General features: G+C 68.1%; 25 protein-coding genes. 12 read left to right on the forward strand and 13 right to left on the reverse strand.

Annotation, left to right across the window (positions count from 1 at the left end; genetic code table 11):
- Positions 1–74 precede the first annotated feature (74 nt).
- Positions 75–1,064 carry a porphobilinogen synthase gene (gene hemB / locus BMY69_RS15155; RefSeq protein WP_090179759.1) on the reverse strand — a complete coding sequence of 330 codons (990 nt, stop codon included), beginning with the start codon at positions 1,062–1,064 and terminating at the stop codon, positions 75–77.
- 100 nt (positions 1,065–1,164) lie between these two features.
- Positions 1,165–2,256 (reverse strand): ABC transporter ATP-binding protein, encoded by a 1,092-nt coding sequence (gene ugpC / locus BMY69_RS15160; protein ID WP_090057528.1) that lies wholly within the window; start codon positions 2,254–2,256, stop codon positions 1,165–1,167.
- A 219-nt stretch (positions 2,257–2,475) separates the two neighbouring features.
- Here ugpC and glk point away from each other — a divergent pair, with 219 nt between their 5' ends.
- Positions 2,476–3,516 carry a glucokinase gene (glk, locus tag BMY69_RS15165; RefSeq protein ID WP_090179762.1) on the forward strand — a complete coding sequence of 347 codons (1,041 nt, stop codon included), beginning with the start codon at positions 2,476–2,478 and terminating at the stop codon, positions 3,514–3,516.
- A gap of 69 nt (positions 3,517–3,585) precedes the next feature.
- On the opposite strand, the gene BMY69_RS15170 is transcribed toward glk, so the two are convergent.
- Entirely contained in the window at positions 3,586–4,095 is a 510-nt protein-coding gene (locus tag BMY69_RS15170) for a hypothetical protein (protein ID WP_090179765.1), read from the reverse strand.
- Positions 4,096–4,188: 93 nt separating this feature from the next.
- On the opposite strand from BMY69_RS15170, the gene BMY69_RS15175 reads away from it, so the two are divergent.
- On the forward strand, positions 4,189–4,377 hold the full coding sequence (locus BMY69_RS15175; RefSeq protein ID WP_090179768.1) for a hypothetical protein: 189 nt from the start codon (positions 4,189–4,191) through the stop codon (positions 4,375–4,377).
- Positions 4,378–4,424: 47 nt separating this feature from the next.
- On the opposite strand, the gene BMY69_RS15180 is transcribed toward BMY69_RS15175, so the two are convergent.
- From BMY69_RS15180 to secB, 6 genes are all read right to left on the reverse strand, one after another.
- Complete coding sequence (locus BMY69_RS15180; RefSeq protein ID WP_143070490.1) at positions 4,425–5,036, reverse strand: hypothetical protein; 612 nt, start codon at positions 5,034–5,036, stop codon at positions 4,425–4,427.
- A 220-nt stretch (positions 5,037–5,256) separates the two neighbouring features.
- A complete protein-coding gene (locus tag BMY69_RS15185) occupies positions 5,257–5,541 on the reverse strand; it encodes an addiction module antidote protein (protein ID WP_090057539.1) in 285 nt (94 codons plus the stop codon).
- Entirely contained in the window at positions 5,538–5,840 is a 303-nt protein-coding gene (locus BMY69_RS15190) for a type II toxin-antitoxin system RelE/ParE family toxin (RefSeq protein WP_090057542.1), read from the reverse strand. The genes BMY69_RS15185 and BMY69_RS15190 overlap by 4 nt, the downstream gene beginning before the upstream one ends.
- A gap of 99 nt (positions 5,841–5,939) precedes the next feature.
- Positions 5,940–8,951 carry a DEAD/DEAH box helicase gene (locus BMY69_RS15195; RefSeq protein WP_090057545.1) on the reverse strand — a complete coding sequence of 1,004 codons (3,012 nt, stop codon included), beginning with the start codon at positions 8,949–8,951 and terminating at the stop codon, positions 5,940–5,942.
- Between the two features lie 126 nt (positions 8,952–9,077).
- Positions 9,078–10,112, reverse strand: a complete 1,035-nt coding sequence (locus BMY69_RS15200) for an NAD(P)H-dependent glycerol-3-phosphate dehydrogenase (RefSeq protein ID WP_090179773.1) — start codon at positions 10,110–10,112, stop codon at positions 9,078–9,080.
- 4 nt (positions 10,113–10,116) lie between these two features.
- Positions 10,117–10,608 carry a protein-export chaperone SecB gene (secB, locus tag BMY69_RS15205; protein WP_090057550.1) on the reverse strand — a complete coding sequence of 164 codons (492 nt, stop codon included), beginning with the start codon at positions 10,606–10,608 and terminating at the stop codon, positions 10,117–10,119.
- Positions 10,609–10,912: 304 nt separating this feature from the next.
- Between secB and rpmB the strand changes: the two genes are divergently transcribed.
- Positions 10,913–11,149, forward strand: a complete 237-nt coding sequence (gene rpmB / locus BMY69_RS15210; protein WP_089981369.1) for a 50S ribosomal protein L28 — start codon at positions 10,913–10,915, stop codon at positions 11,147–11,149.
- Between the two features lie 11 nt (positions 11,150–11,160).
- Positions 11,161–11,325 carry a 50S ribosomal protein L33 gene (gene rpmG, locus BMY69_RS15215; RefSeq protein ID WP_036109728.1) on the forward strand — a complete coding sequence of 55 codons (165 nt, stop codon included), beginning with the start codon at positions 11,161–11,163 and terminating at the stop codon, positions 11,323–11,325.
- Between the two features lie 101 nt (positions 11,326–11,426).
- Here rpmG and BMY69_RS15220 read toward each other — a convergent pair whose 3' ends face one another.
- On the reverse strand, positions 11,427–12,341 hold the full coding sequence (locus tag BMY69_RS15220) for an aromatic alcohol reductase (RefSeq protein WP_090180024.1): 915 nt from the start codon (positions 12,339–12,341) through the stop codon (positions 11,427–11,429).
- Positions 12,342–12,488: 147 nt separating this feature from the next.
- Between BMY69_RS15220 and BMY69_RS15225 the strand changes: the two genes are divergently transcribed.
- Positions 12,489–13,391, forward strand: coding sequence for a LysR family transcriptional regulator (locus BMY69_RS15225; RefSeq protein ID WP_090057553.1), 903 nt, complete (start codon positions 12,489–12,491; stop codon positions 13,389–13,391).
- A 70-nt stretch (positions 13,392–13,461) separates the two neighbouring features.
- On the opposite strand, the gene BMY69_RS15230 is transcribed toward BMY69_RS15225, so the two are convergent.
- The gene (locus BMY69_RS15230; RefSeq protein WP_090057555.1) at positions 13,462–14,655 is read right to left on the reverse strand and encodes a DesA family fatty acid desaturase; all 1,194 of its coding nucleotides are present in this window, start codon (positions 14,653–14,655) and stop codon (positions 13,462–13,464) included.
- Positions 14,656–14,676: 21 nt separating this feature from the next.
- Here BMY69_RS15230 and BMY69_RS15235 point away from each other — a divergent pair, with 21 nt between their 5' ends.
- The 6 genes from BMY69_RS15235 to BMY69_RS15260 all read left to right on the forward strand — a co-directional run bounded on the left by BMY69_RS15235 (position 14,677) and on the right by BMY69_RS15260 (position 20,081).
- Complete coding sequence (locus BMY69_RS15235) at positions 14,677–15,621, forward strand: ABC transporter ATP-binding protein (RefSeq protein WP_255364573.1); 945 nt, start codon at positions 14,677–14,679, stop codon at positions 15,619–15,621.
- A complete protein-coding gene (locus tag BMY69_RS15240) occupies positions 15,618–16,373 on the forward strand; it encodes an ABC transporter permease (protein ID WP_090179778.1) in 756 nt (251 codons plus the stop codon). The genes BMY69_RS15235 and BMY69_RS15240 overlap by 4 nt, the downstream gene beginning before the upstream one ends.
- Entirely contained in the window at positions 16,373–17,719 is a 1,347-nt protein-coding gene (locus BMY69_RS15245) for a GldG family protein (protein ID WP_177191196.1), read from the forward strand. The genes BMY69_RS15240 and BMY69_RS15245 overlap by 1 nt, the downstream gene beginning before the upstream one ends.
- Position 17,720: 1 nt before the next feature.
- Positions 17,721–18,209: a hypothetical protein gene (locus tag BMY69_RS15250; protein WP_090179783.1), complete on the forward strand. Its 489-nt coding sequence runs from the start codon at positions 17,721–17,723 to the stop codon at positions 18,207–18,209.
- A gap of 39 nt (positions 18,210–18,248) precedes the next feature.
- Positions 18,249–19,061, forward strand: coding sequence for a bifunctional DNA-formamidopyrimidine glycosylase/DNA-(apurinic or apyrimidinic site) lyase (mutM, locus tag BMY69_RS15255; protein ID WP_090179785.1), 813 nt, complete (start codon positions 18,249–18,251; stop codon positions 19,059–19,061).
- 93 nt (positions 19,062–19,154) lie between these two features.
- A complete protein-coding gene (locus BMY69_RS15260; RefSeq protein ID WP_090179787.1) occupies positions 19,155–20,081 on the forward strand; it encodes a PI-PLC domain-containing protein in 927 nt (308 codons plus the stop codon).
- Between the two features lie 4 nt (positions 20,082–20,085).
- On the opposite strand, the gene BMY69_RS15265 is transcribed toward BMY69_RS15260, so the two are convergent.
- Both BMY69_RS15265 and BMY69_RS15270 read right to left on the reverse strand, forming a co-directional pair.
- Positions 20,086–20,859: a hypothetical protein gene (locus tag BMY69_RS15265; RefSeq protein ID WP_090057573.1), complete on the reverse strand. Its 774-nt coding sequence runs from the start codon at positions 20,857–20,859 to the stop codon at positions 20,086–20,088.
- Positions 20,856–21,509, reverse strand: coding sequence for a thymidine kinase (locus tag BMY69_RS15270; RefSeq protein ID WP_090179790.1), 654 nt, complete (start codon positions 21,507–21,509; stop codon positions 20,856–20,858). Before BMY69_RS15270 ends, BMY69_RS15265 begins: the two co-directional genes overlap by 4 nt.
- A 104-nt stretch (positions 21,510–21,613) precedes the next feature.
- Here BMY69_RS15270 and BMY69_RS15275 point away from each other — a divergent pair, with 104 nt between their 5' ends.
- Positions 21,614–23,605 carry a UvrD-helicase domain-containing protein gene (locus tag BMY69_RS15275; RefSeq protein ID WP_090179793.1) on the forward strand — a complete coding sequence of 664 codons (1,992 nt, stop codon included), beginning with the start codon at positions 21,614–21,616 and terminating at the stop codon, positions 23,603–23,605.
- Positions 23,606–23,633 lie beyond the last annotated feature (28 nt).

Consider the following 23,633-nt stretch of genomic DNA (forward strand, 5'->3'; position numbering starts at 1 on the left):
TGCGACTCCCACCAATGTCGTCCGCGATTATGTCACGCGTGCGCGGATGGGATTTGCAGAATCCGGGACTTGCGTCAGCCCTTCAGCCAGCGCGCGACGTCGATCGCGAAATAGGTGAGGATCGCATCGGCACCGGCGCGCTTCATCGCGAGCAGCGATTCCATCACCACGGCCTTCTCGTCGACCCATCCGTTCTGCGCCGCCGCCTTGATCATCGCGTACTCGCCGCTGACCTGGTAGACGAACGTCGGCGCACCGAAGGTGTCCTTCACGCGGCGGACGATGTCGAGGTACGGCAGGCCCGGCTTCACCATGACGACGTCGGCGCCCTCCTGGAGGTCGAGCTCGACCTCGCGCAGGGCCTCGTCGCTGTTGCCGACGTCCATCTGGTAGGTGTGCTTGTTGCCCTTGCCCAGGTTGGCCGAGGATCCGACGGCGTCGCGGAACGGGCCGTAGAAGCTCGAGGCGTACTTCGCCGAGTACGCCAGGATGCGCGTGTGGATGTAGCCGGCGTCTTCGAGCGCCTCGCGGATGGCGCCGATGCGGCCGTCCATCATGTCGGACGGCGCGATGAAGTCCATGCCGGCCTCCGCCTGCGCGAGCGACATCCGGATGAGCGCCTCGACCGTAGGCTCGTTCATCACGTAGCCATCGGCGTCGATGAGACCGTCCTGCCCATGCGTCGTGTACGGATCGAGCGCCACGTCGCCGATGAGGCCGAGCTCCGGAAAGCGCGCCTTCAGCTCGCGCGTGGCGCGCTGGAACAGCGCATCCGGATTCCAGGCCTCGGCGGCGTCCTCGGACTTGGCCGACGCGTCCACGGACGGGAACAGCGCGAGCGCGGGGATGCCGAGCGCGACGCATTCCTCGCCGAGCTTCACGAGTTCGTCGATCGACAGGCGATCCACGCCCGGCATCGACGGCACCGGCTGGCGGACGCCCTGGCCCTCGACCACGAAGGCCACCATGATGAGGTCGCTGGCGGTGAGCACGTTCTCGCGCATCAGCGCGCGGGAGAAGGCGTCGCGACGCATGCGGCGCATGCGAACGGCGGGAAAGGTCATGGGACGAACCTGTTCGTTGGCGATCCGCCCATTTTACGCCTCCTCGCCCTCCTTCCGGGGGGCAAAGCGTCGCAGGGGCGGCGACCGTGGTTCCCGGCGCTCAGCCGATGCGGGCGGTGGTTTCCGGATCGAAGAAATGCAGGCGTTCGGGCAGGAAACCCAGCGCGACATCGGTTCCCGGCTGCACCGTGGAGTGCGGCGGAACGCGCGCGACCAGCTCGTCGTCGCCCTGGCGCATGTTCAGGAACACCTCGTTGCCCACGGGCTCGACGACTTCCACGTGCGCGCGCAGGCGCTCCGCGACGCCCTCGTGATCGCCCACGGTGAGGAGGTCCTCGGGACGGATGCCGACGATGACCGGCTTGTCCACGTAGGCCGCGAGCGCGGCGACATCCGAACCGAGCGCGATCGCCCCATCACGCGTTTCCAGCACGAGTCCGTCGGCGCGGCGCAGCGTGCCGTGGAACAGGTTCATCGCCGGACTGCCGAGGAAGCCGGCCACGAAGAGGTTCGCCGGCTTGTTGTAGAGGTTCATCGGCGTATCGAGCTGCTGGATCACGCCACCGTTGAGCACCACGATGCGCTGACCGAGCGTCATCGCCTCGATCTGGTCGTGCGTGACGTAGACCATCGTCGCGCCAAGGCGTCGATGAATACGCGCGATCTCGACGCGCGTGGACAGACGCAGCTTCGCGTCGAGGTTCGACAACGGCTCGTCGAGCAGGAACACGGCGGGATCGCGCACGAGCGCGCGACCGAGCGCCACGCGCTGGCGCTGCCCGCCGGAGAGCGCGGCCGGTCGATGGTCGAGGCGTTCGTCGAGGCCGAGCATCCCGGACGCGCCGTCGACACGACGGTCGATCTCCTCCTTCGCCACGCCGCGGAGGCGCAGGCCGAAGCCAAGGTTCTCGCGCACGGTCATGTGCGGATACAGCGCGTAGTTCTGGAAGACCATCGCGATGTCGCGGTCCTTCGGCGCGACGTCGTTCACCACGCGGTCGCCGATGGTCATCGTGCCCCCGCTGATGGACTCCAGGCCGGCGATCATGCGCAGCAGGGTCGTCTTGCCGCAGCCCGACGGGCCGACGAGTACGAGGAGTTCGCCGTCGGCGATCTCGAAGCTGGCCTCCTTCAGCGCCACGTGACCGTTCGGGTAGACCTTGCGTACTTTGTCGAGGCGAACCGCTGCCATCACTTTCTCCGGTGGGCGCCGCGGGCGGCAGGTCGAGCCTGCCAATGGTCCGGGCAATGGAGTATTCTGCCGACGTAATCGTTTACGTCAAAGTGCCGGCAGGGAAGGCCGTTCAAGGAGAACCACGCTCGTAGCTAAGCGCGGGGACAGCCTTCACTAGACGCCAGCCCCCATGCGAGGCACCCTTGCGTGCTTCCGTGACACGACAGGTTCTCCAACATGGCCAACGTTAGCGCTCCGGCGCCGACCCTGCTCGCCGACCTCGGCGGCACCAATGTGCGCTTCGGCATCGCGCATCCGGAAGAAGATCAACCGCTTATCGAATCCAGCGTCAGGAAGTACCACGTCAAGGACTACGCCTCCATGGCGGACGCCGCGAAGCAGTACTTCAAGGAAACCGGCCACGAGGCGACCCGCGCGATCATCGCCGCCGCCGGCCGTATCGACAACGGTGAGACCGTCAAGGTCACGAACAATCCGTGGGCCATCTCGGCGCATACGCTGGCGGGCGAACTCGGCCTCGAGTGGGTCCACCTCGTCAACGACTTCGCCGCGCAGTCGATGGCCGTGATGCTGATGAGCCCGGACAAGGCCCTGCGCGACGGCCATCGCGAGCTCGAGCGGATCGGCGAGCCGGCCGTTCCCGTGATCGGCGCCAAGGACGAGCAGACGTTCGTCGTCGTGGGTCCGGGCACGGGCCTGGGCGTCGGCGGCCTGCTGATCCGCGGCGACAAGGTCAGCGTGCTGCAGACCGAAGGCGGCCATGCCGGCTTCGCGGCACACAGCGCCGAGGACATCGAGATCCTCAAGGTGCTGAACCTCCGCTACGGCCGCGTCTCCAACGAGCGCCTGATCAGTGGCCAGGGCCTGGTGAACCTCTACACCGCGATCTGCGAGATCGCCGGCCAGAAGCCCGATGAGACGATCACGCCGGAAGATGTCACCAAGCGTGCGACGGAAGGCACCTGCCCGATGTGCGCGCGGGCCGTGCAAGCCCTCGCCGGCATCTTCGGCAGCGTGGCGGGCGATCTGGTCCTCACGCTCGGCGCATGGGACGGTGTGTATCTCACCGGCGGCATGACACCGATCCTGCTCCCGTGGATCCAGAAGCATTTCCGCGAGCGTTTCGAAGCCAAGGGCCGCTTCCGCGACACGATGGAAAAGGTGCCGACGCAGGCGATCATGAATCCCGAGCCGGGCCTCATCGGCGGCGCCGCGCTCGCCATCGTCGAAGCCGGCGGCACGCCGCTGCATCGCTGAGCCTCGCTTCGTGCTGAAACGAAACGCCCGGCTCCCGCCGGGCGTTTCGTTTTGCCAGCTTCCTCGACGTCAGTCTGGACTGAACGAGACGCTCCGAAGGCATCCGGGTGCGCCGTCCGCGAAGCTGAACACCACGCTTCCGCGATCGACGTTCGCTGACCAGACCACTCGCTTCGACGCGTCGGGCATGTCCGGCCTCGGCGTGTCCCGAAGTTCGAGCCCTGGGTAGTGAGTCAGGACTTCACCTCGGGAAACGCAACGCCCGCCGATGTCGATGACCGCCACCGCCAGCCGTCCATCCCTGCGCTGTCGCAACTCGGAACGCGTGACGGTGGTCGAGGGCGAAAAGGGACCAGCACCGCTTTCGGATCGATCGTCGTCGCTCGATGACAGAGAGCTTCCGGGCCAAACGCCGCGCAGCGCTTCCTCGCCCTCCGCCAGCCGGCTCGCGATGTCGTTCACCCGCTGCCAGAAAACGGGATCCTGATCGCCAGCGTCGCCGGATGCGGGAAGGCCGTGGTTGGCGTCGTACGGCGTGAACAAGGCCAGCAGAAAGGCGCCAGCCACTCTTGCGATCATCGATGACTCCTTACATGTCCAGCTTGCGTGGCGAAACATCGGCGCTGCTTGTCGCCGTCGCATTTGAGAACCATCCGCAATCTGCCGAAGCCCATGCTTGAGTTCGGCCTGATTCGCGCGTGGGCGAGGCTAGAACTCCGATGCTACGTTTCCCGCGGAACGACGGAGGCGATTCTGATCCTGGCGATCATGGACCCCGAGCCAGGCCTCATCGGCGGCGCAGGGCTCGCCATCGTCGAAGCCAGCGGCACGCGGCTGCATACGCTTCGTGCGCTGATATGAAACGCCCGGCTCCTGCCAGGCGTTTTGTTGGTGCCTCCCTAGAGGGATCAGGCCGGCGGCGACGCACCCGGCACCAGCGTCACCCGCCCGACGCACTTCGGATTGACGTAGGAGAATCCGAAGGCGATCTCCCCGTCGGGCCCGAAGATCGACCACGTACCATATGCGTCCGGCGAACCGTTGTGTGGCGAGCCGGTCACGATCGCCGAAGGGTAACGCGCGCGGACGGTGTCGAGGCTGATGCACGGGGCCGAGAGCTGCATGTTCGCAACGACGACGTGCGACGGATCTGTTCGTCTCACCCTGATCTCGGAGGCCCGCACGTCGATGCCCGGCACGAGCGGCGCGCCACCGCCGACATAGCTGACGGTATTGCTGCGCATTTCCCGTGCGGGCGCCCGAATCGGCCAATGCTCCTGCAAGGCTTCGGCCCCGTCAGCGGCATCGTGGGCCAGCGCCTCGATGCGCTGAAAAAACGGCTCGTTGTCGAACGCCGTCTCCGAAGACCCTGCCGCTCCCTGGCCGAACGCGCACAAAGGCAGACAGAAGGCGCCGATAGCGACGCACGAGATGCGATTCTTTCGCACGTGTTTCTCCTGGTAAAGAACGATACGCGGCGGCCGCTTGAGCACCGCGTGCCGATCATTCCTGTCGAGCACGCCTACGTCTTGAGAATGAGATATGACCTAGCGCACCCGTCGCAAAAGTGCGATGGAGATCACAGTTGCTGGTTCTTTTGACGCCGAGCGCGAGACGCTGCCCGACGAGCGCCCGCGCGACGAATCTCCGAGGTTTCTCACCCGTGGGCGCGAATGACGCGGCGCGCGGCGATACCGTCGCACGCGAACGGCCGGTTGGCGCGGTCAGGTGCTTGCTAGATCAGGCCGCGTGCAGGTGCACGCCGAGCGCGCGCATCACGCGCATGACGGTGGCGAACTCGGGGTTGCCGTCCGTCGCCAGCGCCCTGTAGAGGCCTTCGCGCGAGATGCCGCTGGCGCGTGCGACGTGCGTCATGCCGCGCGCGCGCGCGATGTCGCCAAGCGCGGCGCGTACGAGGCTGCCATCGCCTGGGTCGTCGGCGAGACAGGCGTTGAGGTAGCGCGTCTGGTCGGCCTCGGTCCGGAGGTGGTCGGCGGCATCCCAGCGTGTGAATCGTTCTTTCATGCACCGTGGTCCCATGCTGCGGCGATGGCGATCGCCCGTTCGATGTCGGCGCGCTGACTGCTCTTGTCGCCGCCTGTCAGAAGGATGACCAGCGCCGACGCGCGCACGATGTAGTAGAGGCGATATCCGGGACCGCAGGCGATGCGCATCTCGCGGACACCCGATCCGACGTGCTTGACGTCGCCCGGATGACCCAACGACATACGACGCAACCTCGCCTGTATGCGCGCAGTCGCGTCCGCATCGCGAAGCCGCGAAAACCAGCGCCGGAATGTCTCGCTCTGGACGATCTCATACATGGATCGACCGTAACCCATAAGTTACGCTCGTGACCTATGGATTACAAGCCTCGCGCCGTGGTCCGACGCAATCGCCGGCGCAATCGCCGGCGGTGCGACCTACGTCGAGGGAGCGAGCAGCGCGTCGAGGTCGCTTTCGTCGAAGCTGAGGCGCTCGCGACTGCCACCGCCTTCGAGGACCGCGTCGGCGAGTTCCGCCTTGCGGGCCTTCAGCTCTTCGATGCGCTCTTCCACCGTTCCCGCCGTGATGAGGCGATAGACGAAGACCGGCTTGTCCTGGCCGATGCGATGCGCGCGATCGCTCGCCTGCGCTTCGGCCGCCGGGTTCCACCACGGGTCGTAGTGGATGACGGTGTCGGCGCTGGTGAGGTTGAGTCCGACGCCGCCGGCCTTGAGCGACAGCAGGAACAGCGGTACCTCGCCGTCCTGGAAGCGCTGCACGGGCTCGGCGCGATCGCGTGTCTCGCCGGTGAGCGTGACGTACGCGATGCGGCGACGATCGAGTTCGTGCGCGATGAGCTTGAGCATCTCGGTGAACTGGCTGAAGAGCAACACGCGACGCCCTTCGGCGAGCAGCGCGGGCAGCATGTCCATCAGCAGCTCGAACTTCGCGGATTCGCGGACGCCACGCGCGGCTTCGAGCTTCACGAGGCGCGGATCGCAGCAGACCTGGCGGAGCTTCAGCAGCGCGTCGAGCACCACGATGCCGCTGTGCGCGATACCGCGCTGCGCGATCACCTCGCGCAGCTCTTCCGCCAGCGACAGGCGCAGGCTTTCGTACAGATCGCGCTGCTTCGGCTCCATGACGACGCGACGCGTGATTTCCGTCTTCGCCGGCAGTTCCGATGCCACCTGCGCCTTCGTGCGGCGCAGGATGAAGGGCGCGATGCGGCGATTGAGCCGATCCTGGCAGTCGATGTCCTGGTGCTTCTCGATCGGCACGCGATAGTGGCGACGGAACGCCCCCTCGTCGCCGAGCAGGCCCGGCACCGCGAGGTCGATCTGCGACCACAGCTCGCCCAGGTGGTTTTCCAGCGGCGTGCCGGTGAGGCACAGGCAACGCTGCACCTTCAGCGCGAGCAGCGCGCGGCGCGCCTGCGTGCGCGGGTTCTTCACCTGTTGCGCCTCGTCGAGCACGACGAGCGAGAAGGCGTGCTTCTTCAGCGTCTCGACGTCGCGTGGAAGAAGTGCGTACGTGGTCAGGATCACGTCGTGTTCGGCAATGCGCGCGAACGTCTCGGCGCGTTGCGGACCATGCAGCGCCAGCAACGTGAGTTCCGGCGCGAAGCGCGCGACCTCCGAAATCCAGTTCGGCACGAGGCTCGTCGGCACCACGACGAGCGCCGGCGACGACAGGTTGCCGCTCTCCTTCAGCGCGACCAGGTGCGTGATGAGCTGCAGGGTCTTGCCCAGGCCCATGTCGTCGGCGAGCACACCGCCGGTGCCCGCTTCGGCGAGCGCGTTCATCCAGCGCAGGCCATCGCGCTGGTAACCGCGCAGCTCGGCACGGATGCCGGCCGGCACGGCGTCGCTCGCGCGCTCGGCCGCCTCGCGCAGGCGGCGCGTGAAGCCGCGCAGTCGCTCCGGCGCTTCGAACGACCCGCCGCTCGGCAGGGCCTGCACGAGTTCCTCCAGACGCCCCGCCTGCACGCGCGGAAGGTGAAGCTGCTGGCGCGGCTTCTCGAGGTATTCGGCCAGCGGCGCGAGGAGGCCGCGCAATTCCTTCAGCCGCACCGGCACGCGGCGACGATCGTCGACCGGGGCATACCAGACGGAGTCTTCCGCCTCGCCCGGGAGCGGGCTCAGGCTGAGCTGATGCTCGGCCAGGGCCTGCGCCACGGCCGGCAGCAGGTTGACCCGCTTGCCTTCGACTTCGATGCCGATCTCGAGATCGAAGGCGCGATCGGCATCGTCCTCGTCGGCCTGTCCGTACCAGCGCACCGGGCCTTCGAGGACTTCGAACGGGAAGCTGCGGTCGTACTCGAGCAGGAAACCGTCCGCTTCGAGCCGCGGACGCAGGGCGAGCCATCGCGCCGGCGTGTTCACTTCCAGCGCGCCGGCATAGCCCTTGCCCGGAAAGAGCCAGGCGTCCTCGGGCAGCGTGTCCGCCATGTCCCAGGGCAGACCCTCGGTGTCGACGGCAGGATTCAGCCCGGCGGACTCGAGGCTTTCCATGGTCGCGAGTTCTTCGGCCCGGCGACGGCAGATCTCGAGGAGCGTTCCGTTGCGCACGCGGCGCACCAGCGGCTCGCCGCCACGTCCGGGCAGGCGCTCGCCGGCGTAATCGAAAGCGAGCCGGCCGTATGCGAGCGGCGGCGTTCCGGCGGCCAGGCGGGCGTGGCGCGTCAGCGCATGAAGTACGAGCACGGGCCGTGGCGAGACTTCCGCGCGACGCATCGCGCCGAACACCTGCGGTTCCGGAAGACGATTGCCGAAGCGCGTGCCGTCGCGGCCGGCGATGAACGCAGCGGTGCTCTCCGGCGGCAGCGCCGGGAGGTCGAGCCACGCGCTCTCGGACGGGTCGCCCTCGAGCGGGCCGACCTCGGCGTGTTCGGCATCGAGGTACCAGAGAGAACCCACGCGGAACAGACGCTGGCTCGCAGGCACGTCGGGTAGCAACTTCTGGCTGCCGTCCTTCTCGAGGCTCCAGCGCCAACGCAACGCGTGCGGTTTGCCGCGCGAGAGCTGCAGGCCGGCGACGCCGCCGAAGAAGCACGGTGCGTTGTCGAGCACCTCGGCCAGCAGCTGGTCGCCGAGCGTACCGGTGAAACGGGCGTAGCTCCGGCTCTTGCGCAACGTCTGGGGCAGTCCGAGCAGCGTCGCGGCGAGCCGCTTCTCGGTCACCGTGAGCGCGGATTCCGGCAGGTGGCGACTGTCGAGCGGCAAGGGGCGCGAGTAACGGCCGTCGGCGCTGACGGAAAGCAACACGGGCGCGACGTCCAGCCGGGCGGCCGGCTCGTGGTCGTCGTTGACCGCCTCGACGAAAAAGCCGAGCACGGTGCGGTCGGTCGGCGCCGCCGGGGCCGCGCCGTCGAGCGCGCGCCGCCACGCCTGCGGCAGCGAACCGGCCGGCTCGTCCCCCCTGCTGCGCTTGTCGTCCGGTTGATGCATCCGTACCGATCCTGCCCGCGCGATCAAAACAGGAAGCTTAGCAAACGCAGGATGAGGAACCCGTAGGACTTTTTACCCAGTGGACCGGCCCGGTTCAGCGAGCCGGGCGTCGGCCTGGCCCGCGTCTCAGCGCCGGTTGGCGAACAGGTCGACCGGGTACTCGGCCTTCTGCTCACGGCCCATCAGGCTGCGCAGGCCCTCGGCGGGTGTGACTTCACCATGCAGCACGGCACGCACCGCGGCCGAGATCGGCAGATCCAGCCCGTGGAAGCCGGCGAGCCGGGCCACCTCGTCGGCCGTGACGACACTCTCGACCACCTGGCCGATCTGGCGCACGGCCTCGTCGAGCGGAATGCCCTTGCCGAGGGCGAGGCCCAGCCGGCGGTTGCGCGAGAGGTCGCCCGTGCACGTGAGCACGAGGTCGCCGAGGCCCGCCAGTCCCATCAGGGTCTCGGCGCGCGCGCCCAGCGCCACGCCGAGCCGCAGCATTTCGTTCATGCCACGGGTGATGAGGCCCGCGCGCGCATTGAGCCCAAGCTCCATGCCGTCGGCCACGCCCGTCGCCACCGCGAGCACGTTCTTCATCGCGCCACCGAGCTCGGCGCCGAGGATGTCGTTGCCCGTGTAGGCACGGAAGTTCGGCGCGTGCAGCAGCACGGCGAGCTCCTTGCCGAAGGCTTCGTCGGTCGCGTGCACCGTGACCGCGCTGGGCAGGCCCGCCGTGACTTCGCGCGCGAACGAGGGTCCGGTGACGACCGCCGCGGGGCGTCCCGGCAGCTTCTCGTTGACGAGCTCGTGCAGGAAACGGCCGGTGCCGGTCTCGAAGCCCTTGGTCGCCCAGGAGATCTTCGCTCCGGCCTCGAGCAGCGGCACGATCTGGTCGAGCATCGCCGCGAAGGCGTGGCTCGGCACCACCATGAGGACGATGTCCGCGCCGCGCAGCACCGCCGCGAGATCGGACTCATAGGCAAGCTCGGGCGGAAGGTCGAGATCGGGCAGGTAACGCAGGTTGCGGCGCGCGGCGGCCATGGCCGCGAGCGCGTCCGCGTCGCGCCCCCACAGTCGCGTGGGGACGTCGTTGCGCGCCAGCAGCGCGGCCAGCGCGGTACCCCAGGACCCGGCGCCGAGAACGGCGACGGTGGGTCGGGAAGCGGCGCTCATCGCGTCAGCTGTTGAGGGTATGGGCACCCACGCCTTCGACCTGCTGGCGCTGCTGCTCCGCGTAGAGGGCGTCGAAGTTGATCGGCTGCAGCAGGAACGGGGGGAAACCACCCTCCTGGATCATCGCCGAGACCATCTGGCGGCCGTACGGGAACAGCAGGTTCGGGCAGTAGGAGCCGAGGATGCCGTCGCGGTCTTCGTCGCTGAAGCCGGCGATGCCGAAGATGCCGGCCTGATGCACTTCGGCCAGGTACGCCGTGCGCTCGCCCAGGTTGCAGGTGAGGGTCAGGCTGAGGACGACTTCGAACAGATCGTTGCCCAGGTCCGTCGCCTTGTGGCCCAGATTGAGCTGGACCTGCGGCTGCGCCTCGGTCTCGCCCATTTCCTGGAACACCTGCGGGGCGTTCGGGGCTTCGAAGGAGGCGTCCTTCACGTAGATCTTCTGCAGCACGAGCTGCGGCTGGCCGGCCTGGCCGTTGGCGGTGATTTCTGCCATTGCGTTGTCCTCGGGAAGGCGTCGTCTGGAGTGGGCGTGTGCCGGGGGCACGAAAGCCGGGATTGTTTCATACAACACGGCGCGGCGCACAGTCCGGCTTGCGCGGGCACGTGGGATTCTGAGAGAATGCCCGGCTTCCCTATGCCAACCCGATGCGTCGGGCAGGCCCGTCACGCGATGCGGGCCCTCAGCGGCGGAAGCGCTCCACCCTCCAGCCATCGCGTGGCGCCCGGTCGAACGGCGCGTCGCTGGGCCGTCGCCGTCCTGGCCAAAGGATGGTCCAACGAATCTAGAGGAGGTCATCATGGCCCGTAGATGCCAAGTCACCAACAAGGGTGTGCAGACCGGTAACAACGTCTCGCACGCGAACAACAAGACCCGTCGCCGCTGGCTGCCGAACCTGCACGAGCGTCGCTTCTGGGTCGCTAGCGAGAACCGCTGGGTGAAGCTGCGCGTTTCCAACCACGCGCTGCGCACCATCGACAAGAACGGCATCGAAGCCGTGCTGGCCGACCTCCGTTCCCGCGGCGAAAAGATCTAAGGAGATCGAACATGGCAAGCAAGCGCGATAAGCACCGCCTGATTTCCACCGCGGGCACCGGTCACTTCTACACGACCACCAAGAACAAGAAGAACACCCCGGAAAAGATGGTCTTCATGAAGTACGACCCCGTCGTCCGGAAGCACGTCGAATACAAGGAAGGCAAGATCAAGTGATCTCGCGAAGAAAGCCGCCGAAAGGCGGCTTTCTTTTGCCTTGATAAAAGCTTGCCATCTCGCGATGGCCGGAGCCGCCGAAAGGCGGCTTTCTTTTTGCTTCAACACTCGAGGCGGGATCGCAGGTAGCCCTCGACGTCGACCGTCTCGTAACCGTGCCGCCGGTTGAACGTCCGCGACATCTCCCACCACATCCCGTCACCGCGCGCGAAGGCGGCCCGGTATCGCGCCATCACGTCGTCGGGCGCGTTGGCGAGATCGGCGTGCAGCCTGTCGAGCGTCCACAGCGTCCTTTCGACCTTCTTCCCCGTGACGCGCTCGACCACGTCCGCCAGCTCGCCGTACGAGATCGTGTCGCCGGCCAGGTAGACGACCTCGTTCGCGATCCGAGGCTCGGCCAGAAGAATCTCCGTCGTGAGCCTGCCGATATCGTCGGGCGTGGTGACGGTGACTCGTGTTTCCCAGCTGCCGAGGCCGTTGACCTTTCCCGCGTCGAGGCCGACCACGCCGAACGCCGGCTCGAACAGGAAACTCGTGAACATGCCCGTCGACACGATCACCCATTCGGTTCCCCGCTGCGCACGCAGCACCTGACGGACGTCGTATTGCTCGTCGAAGACGGGCTGCCCACTGCCACGTCCGACGACGTCGTAATCCACCCCGAACTGCCACGGGAAGTAACGGCGAACCCCTGCCGCCAGCACGGCGCGCGTGATCTTCATCTGCGTTCCCGGACCCGCGACGAACCCGGTCGCGTTCAGCACCGTGCGGTACCGCGAGAAGAGCGCCGCCAGCGATGCTTCGTCCGCCATGAGGTCGAAGCCGATGACGTCGACGCCCAACCGTTCGAGCGCCTCCTGCCCCGACGGCTCGGTCAGGCTCGCCGGCGACACCAGCACCGTCAGTCGGTGGCCCGCCGCCCGAGCGCGCGGCGCCAGCGCGCGCAGCACCGCCATGCCCAGCTGTCCCGCGCCGAGGACGAGGACGTCCTTGAGCACTTCGCTTTCGTTCACCATGTTGTTCGCCCTCTTCGATGCAATGACCAAGCCAGCCACCATGGTGCTCGATGAGAAGCCGGTGATAGGCTGCGCGCGCACGACTTCATAGTTCGTCATCGCGCAACAATCCTGGTCGGTGCGCCGGCCGCGCCACGGAGCCCCCGCATGGATCGTCTGCAGGCGATGGAGACCTTCATTCGCGTGATCGAGGCCGGCAGCTTCCGCGGGGCCGCCGAGACGATGCACGTCCTTCCGTCGACGGTGACGCGCACCATCAAGGAGCTCGAAGCGCATCTGGGCGCGCGACTGCTTAACCGGACGACCCGCTCCCTGAGCCTCACGGACGCGGGCCTGCGCTACTTCGACAGCTGCAAGGCGATCCTGCACGACGTGCGGGCGGCGGAGGCCACGGCTCAGCAGGCCGGCGCGCCCCGAGGATCGATCACGATCGGCACCACCCCGTCGCTCGCGACGCATTTCATCATTCCCGCCCTGGGCGGCTTCCACGCACGGTATCCGGGCATCGACCTCGACCTGCACCTGGCGGACGCCACCGTCGACGTCATCCAGCGCGGCATCGACTGCGTGATCCGGGCCGGCGAGCTTCGCCCCTCGCGCCTCGTCGCCCGTCGCCTCGGCGCGTTCCGATGGTACGTGTGCGGTTCACCGGCGTACTTCGAACGTCACGGCATGCCCGACTCCATCGAGGCACTGGGCCGGCACACGGCCGTTGGCTACGTGAACAGCCAGACGGGCCGCTCGATCGCGTGGCCGTTCCGGCAAGGGACGGAGACGGTGAGCATCGCGATGAAGGAACGCGTCCGCGTCAACGACACCGATGCGTATGTCGCGGCCGGCATGGCCGGGCTGGGCCTGATCCGTGCCGCCAGCTACATGGTGCGCGAGCCGCTCGCGGAGGGGCGTCTGATCCGGGTGCTCGCCGATGTCGATGCGCCCCTGGAACCGGTGTCGGCCCTCTATCCGCAGAGTCGCCACCTCGCCCCCGCCGTGCGCGCCTTCATCGACTGGGCCGTCGAACTGTTCGCCGACGCGGCACGACACTGGTGATCGTCCACGCATGAAAAAGGCGCCGACCCTCCCGAGTCGGCGCCCTTTCGGACCCGCGTGGCGCTTCGATTCAGACGCCGACCGCGGAGTACCCCTTCAGGCGCTGCGCGAACTGCTGGAGCGAACGAATGCCGCTCTGCTCCGCCTCGACGATCCACTGCTGGAGCGCCTTGAGCGACTTCTCCGCACCGCGCTCTTCCATCAGCGCGACGAGGCGAGCGCGGAACTCGCACACGGTCTGCAGCGCGGGGCGATTGGCGAGCGCGGCATGCATGCGCTCGCGGGCGTCGTTGTCCAGCCAGCGGCCGCCATCGGCCAGCGCGCGGCGCAGGCGACGCGGAATGGCCTTGATGCTCTCGCCGGCCTGGCCGACTTCCTCGCGCATCGTCGGCAGGATGACGTTGCGGTAGTAATCGGTGGTGGCCTGGAACCGCAGCGCGAGCACGCCCTTGAGCGTCTCGGCGTCCGGCAGGTGGACGTTCGGGCGGATGTTCAGCGTCGGCGCGACGCGGAGCACCTTTGCGAGGCCGAGGAAGCGCAGGCCGCAGATGGCCGCCCAGCCGATGTCGAACTCCCACTTGCGCAGCGCGAACTTCGCCGAGCTCGGGAACGCGTGGTGATTGTTGTGCAGCTCTTCGCCACCGATCCAGAAGCCCCACGGCGAGATGTTCGTGGCCGTGTCGGAGCTCTCGAAGTTGCGGTAGCCCCACCAGTGGCCGATGCCGTTGACGAAACCGGCGGCCCAGAACGGGATCCAGATCATCTGCACCGCCCAAAGCGCCATGCCGACCACGCCGAACAGCGACAGGTCGATCACGGCCATGAGGACCGGACCCCAGTACGGGTGCTTGCCGAACAGGTGACGCTCGAACCAGTCGTCGGGCGTGCCGCGACCGTACTTCTCCATGTCGGCCTTGTTTTCGCTGGCCTCACGGTAGAGGGAGACGCCGTCGAGGAAGACCTTCTTGATGCCGAAGATCTGCGGGCTGTGCGGATCCTCCTCGGTCTCGACCTTGGCGTGGTGCTTGCGGTGGATGGCCACCCACTCCTTCACCACCATGCCCGTGGTCAGCCAGCCCCAGAAACGGAAGAAGCCGTTGAGGGTCCAGTGGAAATCCACGCCGCGATGGGTCGCGCTACGGTGGTAGTAGAGCGTCACCGTGAAGATGGTGAGCTGGGTGACCACCAGCATGTACACGACGATCTCGCCCCAGCTTGCGCGGGTGAGGCCGTTGGACAGGAAATCGAGCAGGGTGTCGAGCATTCAGTCGGTACCGCGCGGGAAGTGAAGGGATCGTGCCTGACCAGTCTAACCAGCCGGTTCCATACCCACCAGCACGGTTTCCGGCGATTTGTGAAAACGGCGGTTGTCGGATCCGGCGGCCATTCCGCACAATCGCGGGATGACACCGACGCCCACCGTTCATCCGCCCGCCGCCCCGTCGACACGATGGGAGCAGGATTCTGCAAGAAGCGCGGCGATGGGCGACGTACGGGCATGATCGGAGACGGCTTGCTGAACGTCGAAGGCGTTTCACGCCGCCGCGCCGGCCGCGCGGCGGTCGCCGACGTCTCGTTCCGCCTGAACGGCGGTGAAGTGCTTGGCCTGCTCGGCGTCAATGGCGCGGGCAAATCCACGACGCTTTCGATGCTCGCGGGCGCCCTGCGACCCGATCGCGGACGGATCCTCCTGGCCGGAAAGGATTTCGTGGCCCACCCCGGCCTGGCACGCACGCTCGTGGGCTGGCTCCCCGAAAGCGCCCCCTTGTGGCCCGAACTTTCGGTCGACGAGCACCTGCTGGCGTTCGCCCGGCTGCGCGGGGCGACGCGCGCGGCCGCTCGCCGGGCGGCCGATGCGATGGTCGCGCGCCTCCAGCTGGAGCCGCTGCGGCGGCGGATGGCCGGAGTCCTTTCCCAGGGCCAACGCCAGCGGCTGGGGCTGGCGTGCGCCCTCGTGCACGATCCGGCGTTGATCATCCTCGACGAACCGGCGAACGCGCTCGATCCCGTCCAGGTCGGCGAGTTGCGCAAGCTCATCCGCGAGCGCGCCGCCGCCGGAGCGGCAATCATTCTTTCCACGCATGTGCTCGGCGAGGTCGTCGCCGTGTGCGACCGGGTGGCGATCCTCCACCAGGGCTCGCTCCGCCATGACGCCCCGCTGCAGGGCGACGAAGGCGGCAAGGCGCTGGAGGCCACCTTCTTCGGCATCGCCACGGGGAACGCGGCATGACCGTCCTCGCCGTCACGCGACTCGAACTCCGCCGCCTCGCGGTCCGTCCGCTGGCCTGGGCGCTCGCCGCGCTCACCATCGCCTGGCTCGCGTGGACCTTCATCCTCGGCCTCGGCCAGTTCGTCGCCCAGCAGGTGAAATACGCCGCGGTGGCCGACGCGCCGGGCTTCACCGATCTCGTCGCCATTCCGCTGCTGGCCGAGCTCGCCAAGCTCGCCTTCCTCGTCGTGCCGCTGATGACGATGACGCAGCTCGCCGGCGAGCGCCGGAACGGCACCCTCGCCCTCCTCGCCTCGACCGGCCTGCCGCCGTGGCGGATCGTGCTCGGCAAGTACCTCGCGGTGCTCGTGTGGCTCGCCCTGTGGCTGATGGCGACACTCGCCATGCCGCTTGTCGTCGGCCTCGAGTCGACCGCCGACTGGGGCAAGCTGGCCTCGGCCACCCTCGGCACGGCGCTGATGCTGGCCACGCTCGCCGCCATCGGCATCGCCTGCTCGGCGGCGACGAGCTTTCCCGCCATCGCCGCCGCCATGGCGCTGATCGTCACGCTCGCCTTGTGGACGATCGACCGGGGCGCCCAGGCGGCCGGCGTGAACGGTGGGTTCCTCGAGTGGCTGACGATGGCGACGCACCTGCAGAACCTCCTGCGCGGCCTCGTGACCACCGCGGACCTCGCATGGTTCGCGCTCGCGATCGCATTCGCCCTGACCCTCGCGATCCGTCGCCTGGGCGCCGACCGGGAGCGCCAGTGATGCGCCGTCTCGACCGCTGGTTCGTGCTCCTCGGCCTGATCGTCGCGACCGGCTGCCTCGGCTTCCTCAGCGCCCGGCACAGCTGGACGTGGGACTGGACGCGCGGCGCGCGCGCCAGCCTCGCGCCGGAGAGCGTCGCCGTGCTCGGAAAACTTCCGGGCCGCGTCGAGGTCGTCGGCTACCTGTCGCCAGCCGGCCCGCTGCGCGAGCAGATCGCCGGGGTGATGGAGCGCTACACGCGCGCGAAACCCGATCTGGTCCTCTCCTTCGTCGATCCCGACCTCGATCCGGCGGCCTCGCGGCAGCTGGGCATCGCCGGCGACGGCGCGCTGCTGATCCGTTACCACGGCCGCGAGGAACGCGTCGAAAGCCCCATCAACGAACGCAACCTGTCCAACGCGCTCGAACGCCTCGCGCGCGGCGGCCAGCGCATCGTCGCCTTCGTCACCGGCGACGGCGAGCGCCAGGCCGACGGTCGTGCGAATGCCGACCTCGGCACGTTCATGCGCCAGGTGGAACGGCGCGGCATCCGGGCCGTGCCCCTCAACTTCAGCCAGACGCGCGGCGTTCCCGAGCACACCGACCTCGTGGTGCTGGCGAGCCCGGTGGCCGCCCTGCCCGCCCAGAGCGTGACGGCGCTCGTCGACTACGTGCGCGACGGCGGCAACCTGCTCTGGCTCACCGAGCCCGCGAACGACGACCTCGGCACCGGCGCGCTCGCCGACGTGCTCGGCGTGCGCGTGCTGCCCGGCGTCCTCGTCGATGGCCAGGGCAGCACGCTCAACGTCAACGATCCGCGCCTCGTGGTGGTCGGTGATTATCCTTTCCATGCGATCACGCGCGCGTTCCGCGAAACGACGCTGTTCCCCCAGGTCGCGGCGCTCGCGCAGGTATCCGATCACGACTGGGCCGTGGTGCCCTTCCTGCGTTCCGGCGAACGCAGCTGGACCGCGTTCGGAGGCATCGACAACGACAAGCCGTCGACGGTCGCCTTCCATCCCGAAGCCGGCGAACTGAAGGGACCGCTCGATTTCGCGTTCGCGCTCAACCGCCTCTCGCCCAGCCCGGCGAAGAGCGAACAGCGAGCGGTCGTGATCGGCGATGGCGACTTCCTCTCCAACACCTATGTCGGCAACGGCGGCAATCGCGCGCTCGGCGAGCGCATCCTCGACTGGCTGCTCGGCGACGACGTGCTCGTCGATCTGCCCGCGCGCGGCGCGCCCGATCGCGTGATCTCGCTCTCGCAGGACGGCCTCAACGCCGTGACCTTCGGCTTCCTCGTCTTCCTGCCCCTCGTGCTGCTGGCGCTCGGCGTCGGCATCGCATGGCGGCGCCGGCGGCGCTGACGTGCTCGCACGCGTCGCCGGCATCGTCGCGTTGATCGCGCTCGTGGGCGCGGTGGCCTGGCAATGGCATGCCGACGATGCCGAAGCGCGCGCGCATCTGCTGACGCCGCTCGATCCGGACGCCGTGGCGCATGTCGAGGTGTCGCTCAGAGGCCTGCCCGTCCAGCGGTTCGACCGCCACGACGGCCGCTGGACGAACGGCACCGGCGCCGTCGATCAGGGTCGCGCCGACGAACTCGCGTCGCTGGCGGCCACGCCCGTCGCGGACTGGCGGCCGGCGAGCGCCTTCGACCCCGCGAAGATCGGCCTGGCGCCCCCGCTGGCCGAGTTGCGCCTGGACGATACACGGATCGAGTTCGGCGAGATGACCGCCCTGGGCAAGCAGCGCTACGCGCGCATCGGCGACCGCATCGCCATCGTCCCCGCGCAAGCCCTGCCGAGGGCGCCGCGCACGTCGTCCTTGCCCACATCGGCCTCGACGGCGCCGTGACCGCTTGCCCGGAACGCCGCGAAACCCCATCTTTCGCGCATGCCTGAACTGCCCGAAGTCGAGACCACCCGCCGCGGAATCGCACCGCACGTCGAAGGGCGACGGGTAACCGGCGTGGTCCTGCGCCGTCCCGATCTGCGCTGGCCCATTCCGCCGGAGATCGCGACGCTGCTGCCGGGCCAGGTCGTCGACGCGGTGGAACGGCGCGCCAAGTACCTCCTGTTGCACACGGCGGCCGGTACGGCACTGCTGCATCTGGGCATGTCCGGCATGCTGCGCGTGCTCCCCGCCGACACGCCGCCCGGCAAGCACGACCATGTCGACATCGTGCTCGACTCCGGCCGCGTGCTCCGCTTCACGGATCCGCGCCGCTTCGGCGCCCTGCTCTGGCAGATGCCGGACGAAACGCACGAGCTGCTCGAAGGCATCGGGCCGGAGCCCCTCACCGACGCGTTCGACGGCGACCTGCTGTGGCGCCTCTCGCGCGGTCGCACCGCGGCCGTGAAGACGTTCCTGATGGACAACGCCGTGGTCGTCGGCGTCGGCAACATCTATGCGAGCGAAGCCTTGTTCGCCGCCGGCATCGATCCGCGTCGCGCCGCCGGGAAGGTCTCGCGCGAGCGCTACGCGTGGCTCGCGGTGGAGGTGAAGCGCATCCTCGCGTACGCCATCGAACGGGGCGGCACGACGCTGCGCGACTTCCTCGCGCCGGACGGCGCGCCGGGCTACTTCTTCCAGGAACTCAACGCCTATGGCCGGGCGGGCGAGCCCTGCAAGACCTGTGGCGCAGCCATCCGCGTCGTGACGCTCGGCCAACGCGCCTCGTTCTACTGCCCAGGCTGCCAGAAGTAGCCAGGACTACACGAACCCGGGTAGTGAACCGACGGCGACGCCCGGGCACCGCTTCATAGACTTTCTCCATGCCTTGCCACATGGAAGTCTCCCGTGCCCACCACCATGCACACGCGGCTCGCCGGACTGACGGTATTCGCCATCGCCAGCCTGCTGGCCCATGCGGCAAATGCCGACACGCCGACCGACCTGAGCCGCCCCTTCGACCGCTACAGCTGGGTGACGACGCACAACGCGTTCAGCAGCAACGGCTTGTTCCCGAACCAGCGCCAGACGATCGAGGAGCAGCTCACCGCGGGCGTTCGCGCGTTCATGCTCGATCTGCATGAACACCGCGGCCGGGTGAGCCTTTGCCATAACCGGTGCACGACCCCGCCTACCCACTTCGCCGATCTGGTCAACGGAACGCTGCTACCGTTCCTCGAGCGCGATCCGTCGGCGGTGCTGATGCTCCATCTGGAAGACTTCACGACGCGCGACGCGCTCGTCGCCGAACTGGAGAGGGCGCCCGCCCTGGCGGCGATGACGTTCGATCCCGACGCGTGGGACACCGATGGCTGGCCGTCCTACGAAGCGATCGTGCAGAGCGGCCGGCGCATCCTCGTCTTCACTCTCGCCAACGAGCAAAGCGGCCGCATCGACACGCAGGCGGGGCCGGTCCACTTCATGCGTAGCGACGCGTTCACGGTGGAGAATTACTGGAGCCTCGGCACACCGGTCATCGAGCACAATTACGCGTGCTACACCCGATGGAACCACGTTCCCCTCTCGGAACCGGAGGTCGCGGGCAAACCGGGATGGCGCCGGCTTTTCACCATGAACCATTTCCACGACGCGTCGACGCCCCTGACCGACTGGCACGTGGCGGCGGACAACGCCTTCGACCGGCTACACGTCCGCTACGTCGACTACTGTCGTCCCGCCGCGGGGCGCAAGCCGAACTTCGTCGCGGTCGACATCCACGAGGACGGCGACACGGCAAAGTTCGTGCATTGGCTCAACGCGTTCGCGCCGGACTGACGCGTCAGTCCGGCCAGCGCATCGCCGCATGGGAGTTGTTGAAGCGTGGATCTTCCTCGTCGCCGGAAAGCACGACGGCGAGGCCGCCCGGCACGCCGTCGACCTCGAGCGCCTGCCCGTCGTCGAAGCGCGAACCCAGCGCCCCGAGCTCCACGAGGCGCTCCGAGAGCGCGCCCGCGCGGTCGACTTCGCGATCGGGCACGTTGGTCAGGCTGATGTCCGGGCGCCCGAACTTGCGCATGCCGCGGGTCCGGATCCACGAACGACCCTTGGTCTCTTCGGGACTGCACAGGATCAGCACGTGGTTCCGCGGCGGCGCGCCGCCCTGCACGAGGTAGTGCTCGCGCCAGGCGCCCTTGTCGAACAGGGTCAGGATCTGCGGATCCACCACCGCGGTGCCGCCGACATCGAGCAGCCCCGCCACGACGCCCAGGGTGTCGCGCAGGTAGTCGAGGGTGTCGCGGTCGGGGAAGCGCCCACGGATCGCGATCACATGCGGTGCGGCCTTCGCGGCCTTGAAGGCCTCGGCGTTGTCCTCGCGCAACAGTTCGCCGAGCGCGCCGGAAAGCGGGTAGCCTTCCCAACGCGCGAGCACGGCGTTCTGGAAGCGCTGCAGCTCGACGCCCTCGGGCAGGCCCGGGCTACCGTACTTCGCGGCCGGAATGGCGAGGTCCTCGGGGAAGGCGCCGAAGACGAAGAACAGGAGCACGGCCTGCTCGTCGCTTTCCTGCCAGTAGGGGCGCGGCCATTCGGCGGCGGGGGTCGTCGTCTCGGTCACGCGTGGGATCCTTCTTCGGGGTCGGTTTCGCCGAGGGGCAGCACGGGCTGCTGAAGCTCGATACGTCCGTCGCCGCCGGTGATGCTCTTGAACTCGGCGCGACTGACGGAGACATAGCGGTCGTTTCCGCCGATCTCAACCTGCGGGCCCTGGGTCACGGCGCGCCCGTGCTCGTCGACACGGACGACCATCGTGGCCTTCTTGCCCGAGTGGCAGATCGTCTTGATCTCCTCCAGGTTGTCGGCCCACGCCAGCAGATAACGGCTGCCCTCGAAGAGCTCGCCGCGAAAATCGGTCCGCAGGCCGTAGGCCAGGACCGGGATGCCCAGGCGGTCGACCACGTCCGACAGCTGCCAGACCTGCGCCTTGCTCATGAACTGCGCCTCGTCCACCAGCACGCAGTGGAGCGCGCCGCGGTTCGCGATGTCCTTCTCGACGATCGCGAAGATGTCGTCCTCCCCCGCGAACCGCATCGCGCGGGCCTGGAGGCCGATCCGGGAGGCCACGACGCCTTCGCCGTAGCGGTCGTCCAGCGCCGGCGTGAGAATCAGCGTCCGCATCCCGCGCTCATGGTAGTTGTGCGCGCTCTGCAGCAGCGTGGTGGTCTTTCCGGCATTCATCGCCGAGTAGTAGAAGTAGAGCTTGGCCATGGACTTTCCGGTACGTGACGGTCCAGTTTACCGCTCGCGAGCCCGGGGCCTCCACCTGCTACCATCGGGGCCCTCGTCCGCCTGTCCTAGTGGCCGATCCCACGATGCTCAACCCGCAACAACACGCGGCCGTCGAATACTGCGACGGCCCCCTCCTCGTGCTGGCCGGCGCCGGCTCCGGCAAGACCCGTGTCATCACGGAGAAGATCTCGCACCTGATTTCCCGCCGGCATCTCGCCGCCGAGAAGATCGCCGCGATCACCTTCACCAACAAGGCGGCGAAGGAGATGCGCGAGCGCGTCTCGAAGCTCATTTCGGACGATGCCGCCCGGGCGCTGACGGTGTGCACCTTCCATGCGCTGGGCCTGAAGTTCCTGCAGATCGAGCACGACCGCGCGCAGTTGCGCCGCGGGTTCTCGGTGCTGGACGCCGACGACAGCGCGAACATGATCAAGGAGCTCTCGCCCAAGGGCGTGAAGCCCGAGGTGATCCAGGGCATTCGCAACCTCGTCGGCCGCGCGAAGAACGCCGGCCTGACGCCCGAGGAAGCGATGGCCTCCGCGCGCAGTCCGCGCGAGATCGAGGCCGCGACGATCTACGATCTCTACCAGCAGCGCCTCGCCGCCTTCAACGCGGTGGACTTCGACGACCTCATCCGGCTGCCGCTGCGCATCCTCGAGACGGACGACGAGGCGCGCGCCATCTGGCAGGAGCGCCTGCGCTACCTGCTGGTCGACGAATACCAGGACACCAACGACGCGCAGTACCGCCTGCTGAAGGCCATCGCAGGCCCGAAGGCGCGCTTCACCTGCGTCGGCGACGACGACCAGAGCATCTACGCGTGGCGCGGTGCGAATCCGGAGAACATCGACCAGCTCGGCCGCGATTTCCCCAACCTGCGCGTGATCAAGCTGGAGCAGAACTACCGCTGCGCGAAGCGCATCCTGCGTGCCGCGAACCAGCTGATCGCGAACAACCCGCACGTGCACGAGAAGAAGCTCTGGAGCGACCACATCGAGGGTCCGCCGATCCGCGTGCTCGAGTGCAAGGACAACGAGCACGAGGCCGAACGCATCGCCGCCATCGCATCGAACCTGCACGAGAAGTACAAGGAAAAGGGCGTTCGCTGGGACGACTTCTGCATCCTTTACCGCGGCAACTTCCAGGCGCGCGTGATCGAGAAGGCGCTGCGCCTGGCGCGCGTGCCGTACCACCTCAGCGGTGCGCTGTCGTTCCTCGACCGCGCCGAGGTGAAGGACATCCTCTGCTACCTGCGGCTGATCACCAACCCGACCGACGACGCCGCCTTCCTGCGCGTCGTCAACGTGCCCAAGCGCGAGATCGGCGCCACGTCGCTGGAGAAGCTCGGGCAGATCGCGCAGACACGCAACGCCTCGCTCCTCGACGCCGCCCGTAGCGACGCGGCGCTGAAATCCATCAGCCCCCGTCCGGCGGGCGCGCTTGCCAGCTTCGCGCGGCTGATGGACGAACTGCGCAGCCACGCCGTGCACGAAAGCGCCGCGGACCTGGTGAACACCGTCATCGAGAAGACCGGATACGGCGCGCAGATCGCCGCCTCGACGCCCGACGAAGCGCTGCGCGAACGTCGGCTGGGCAACCTGCGCGAACTGACCGACTGGTTCCGCGCGATGGGCAAGGACGGCGGCCGCACCGGCGACATCGCGGCGCAGCTGGCACTCCTCAGCCATGCCGACCGCGACGATCCGGGCAACGCGCTGCGCATGATGACGCTGCACTCGGCCAAGGGCCTCGAATTCCGCTTCGTGTTCATCGTGGGCTGCGAGGACGGCACCCTTCCGCACGAGGGTGCGATCGACGAAGGGCGCCTCGACGAGGAACGGCGCCTGATGTACGTCGGCATCACCCGCGCGAAGGAGTTGCTGACGCTCTCCTTCGCCGCGAAGTCGCGCAAGTACGGCGAGATCCTCACCAACGATCCCAGCCGTTTCCTCGACGAGCTGCCGCAGGACGACCTGCACTGGGACGGCAAGGATCCGGAAGCCGACGCCGAGGTGAAGAAGGAGACGGCGGCGACGCACATGGCGCGCATCCGCGCCATGCTCGCCGGCGGCTGACGCCATCGCGAGCACCCGATCGCATCGG

The organism is Luteibacter sp. UNC138MFCol5.1 (assembly GCF_900110505.1).
GTDB lineage: Bacteria > Pseudomonadota > Gammaproteobacteria > Xanthomonadales > Rhodanobacteraceae > Luteibacter.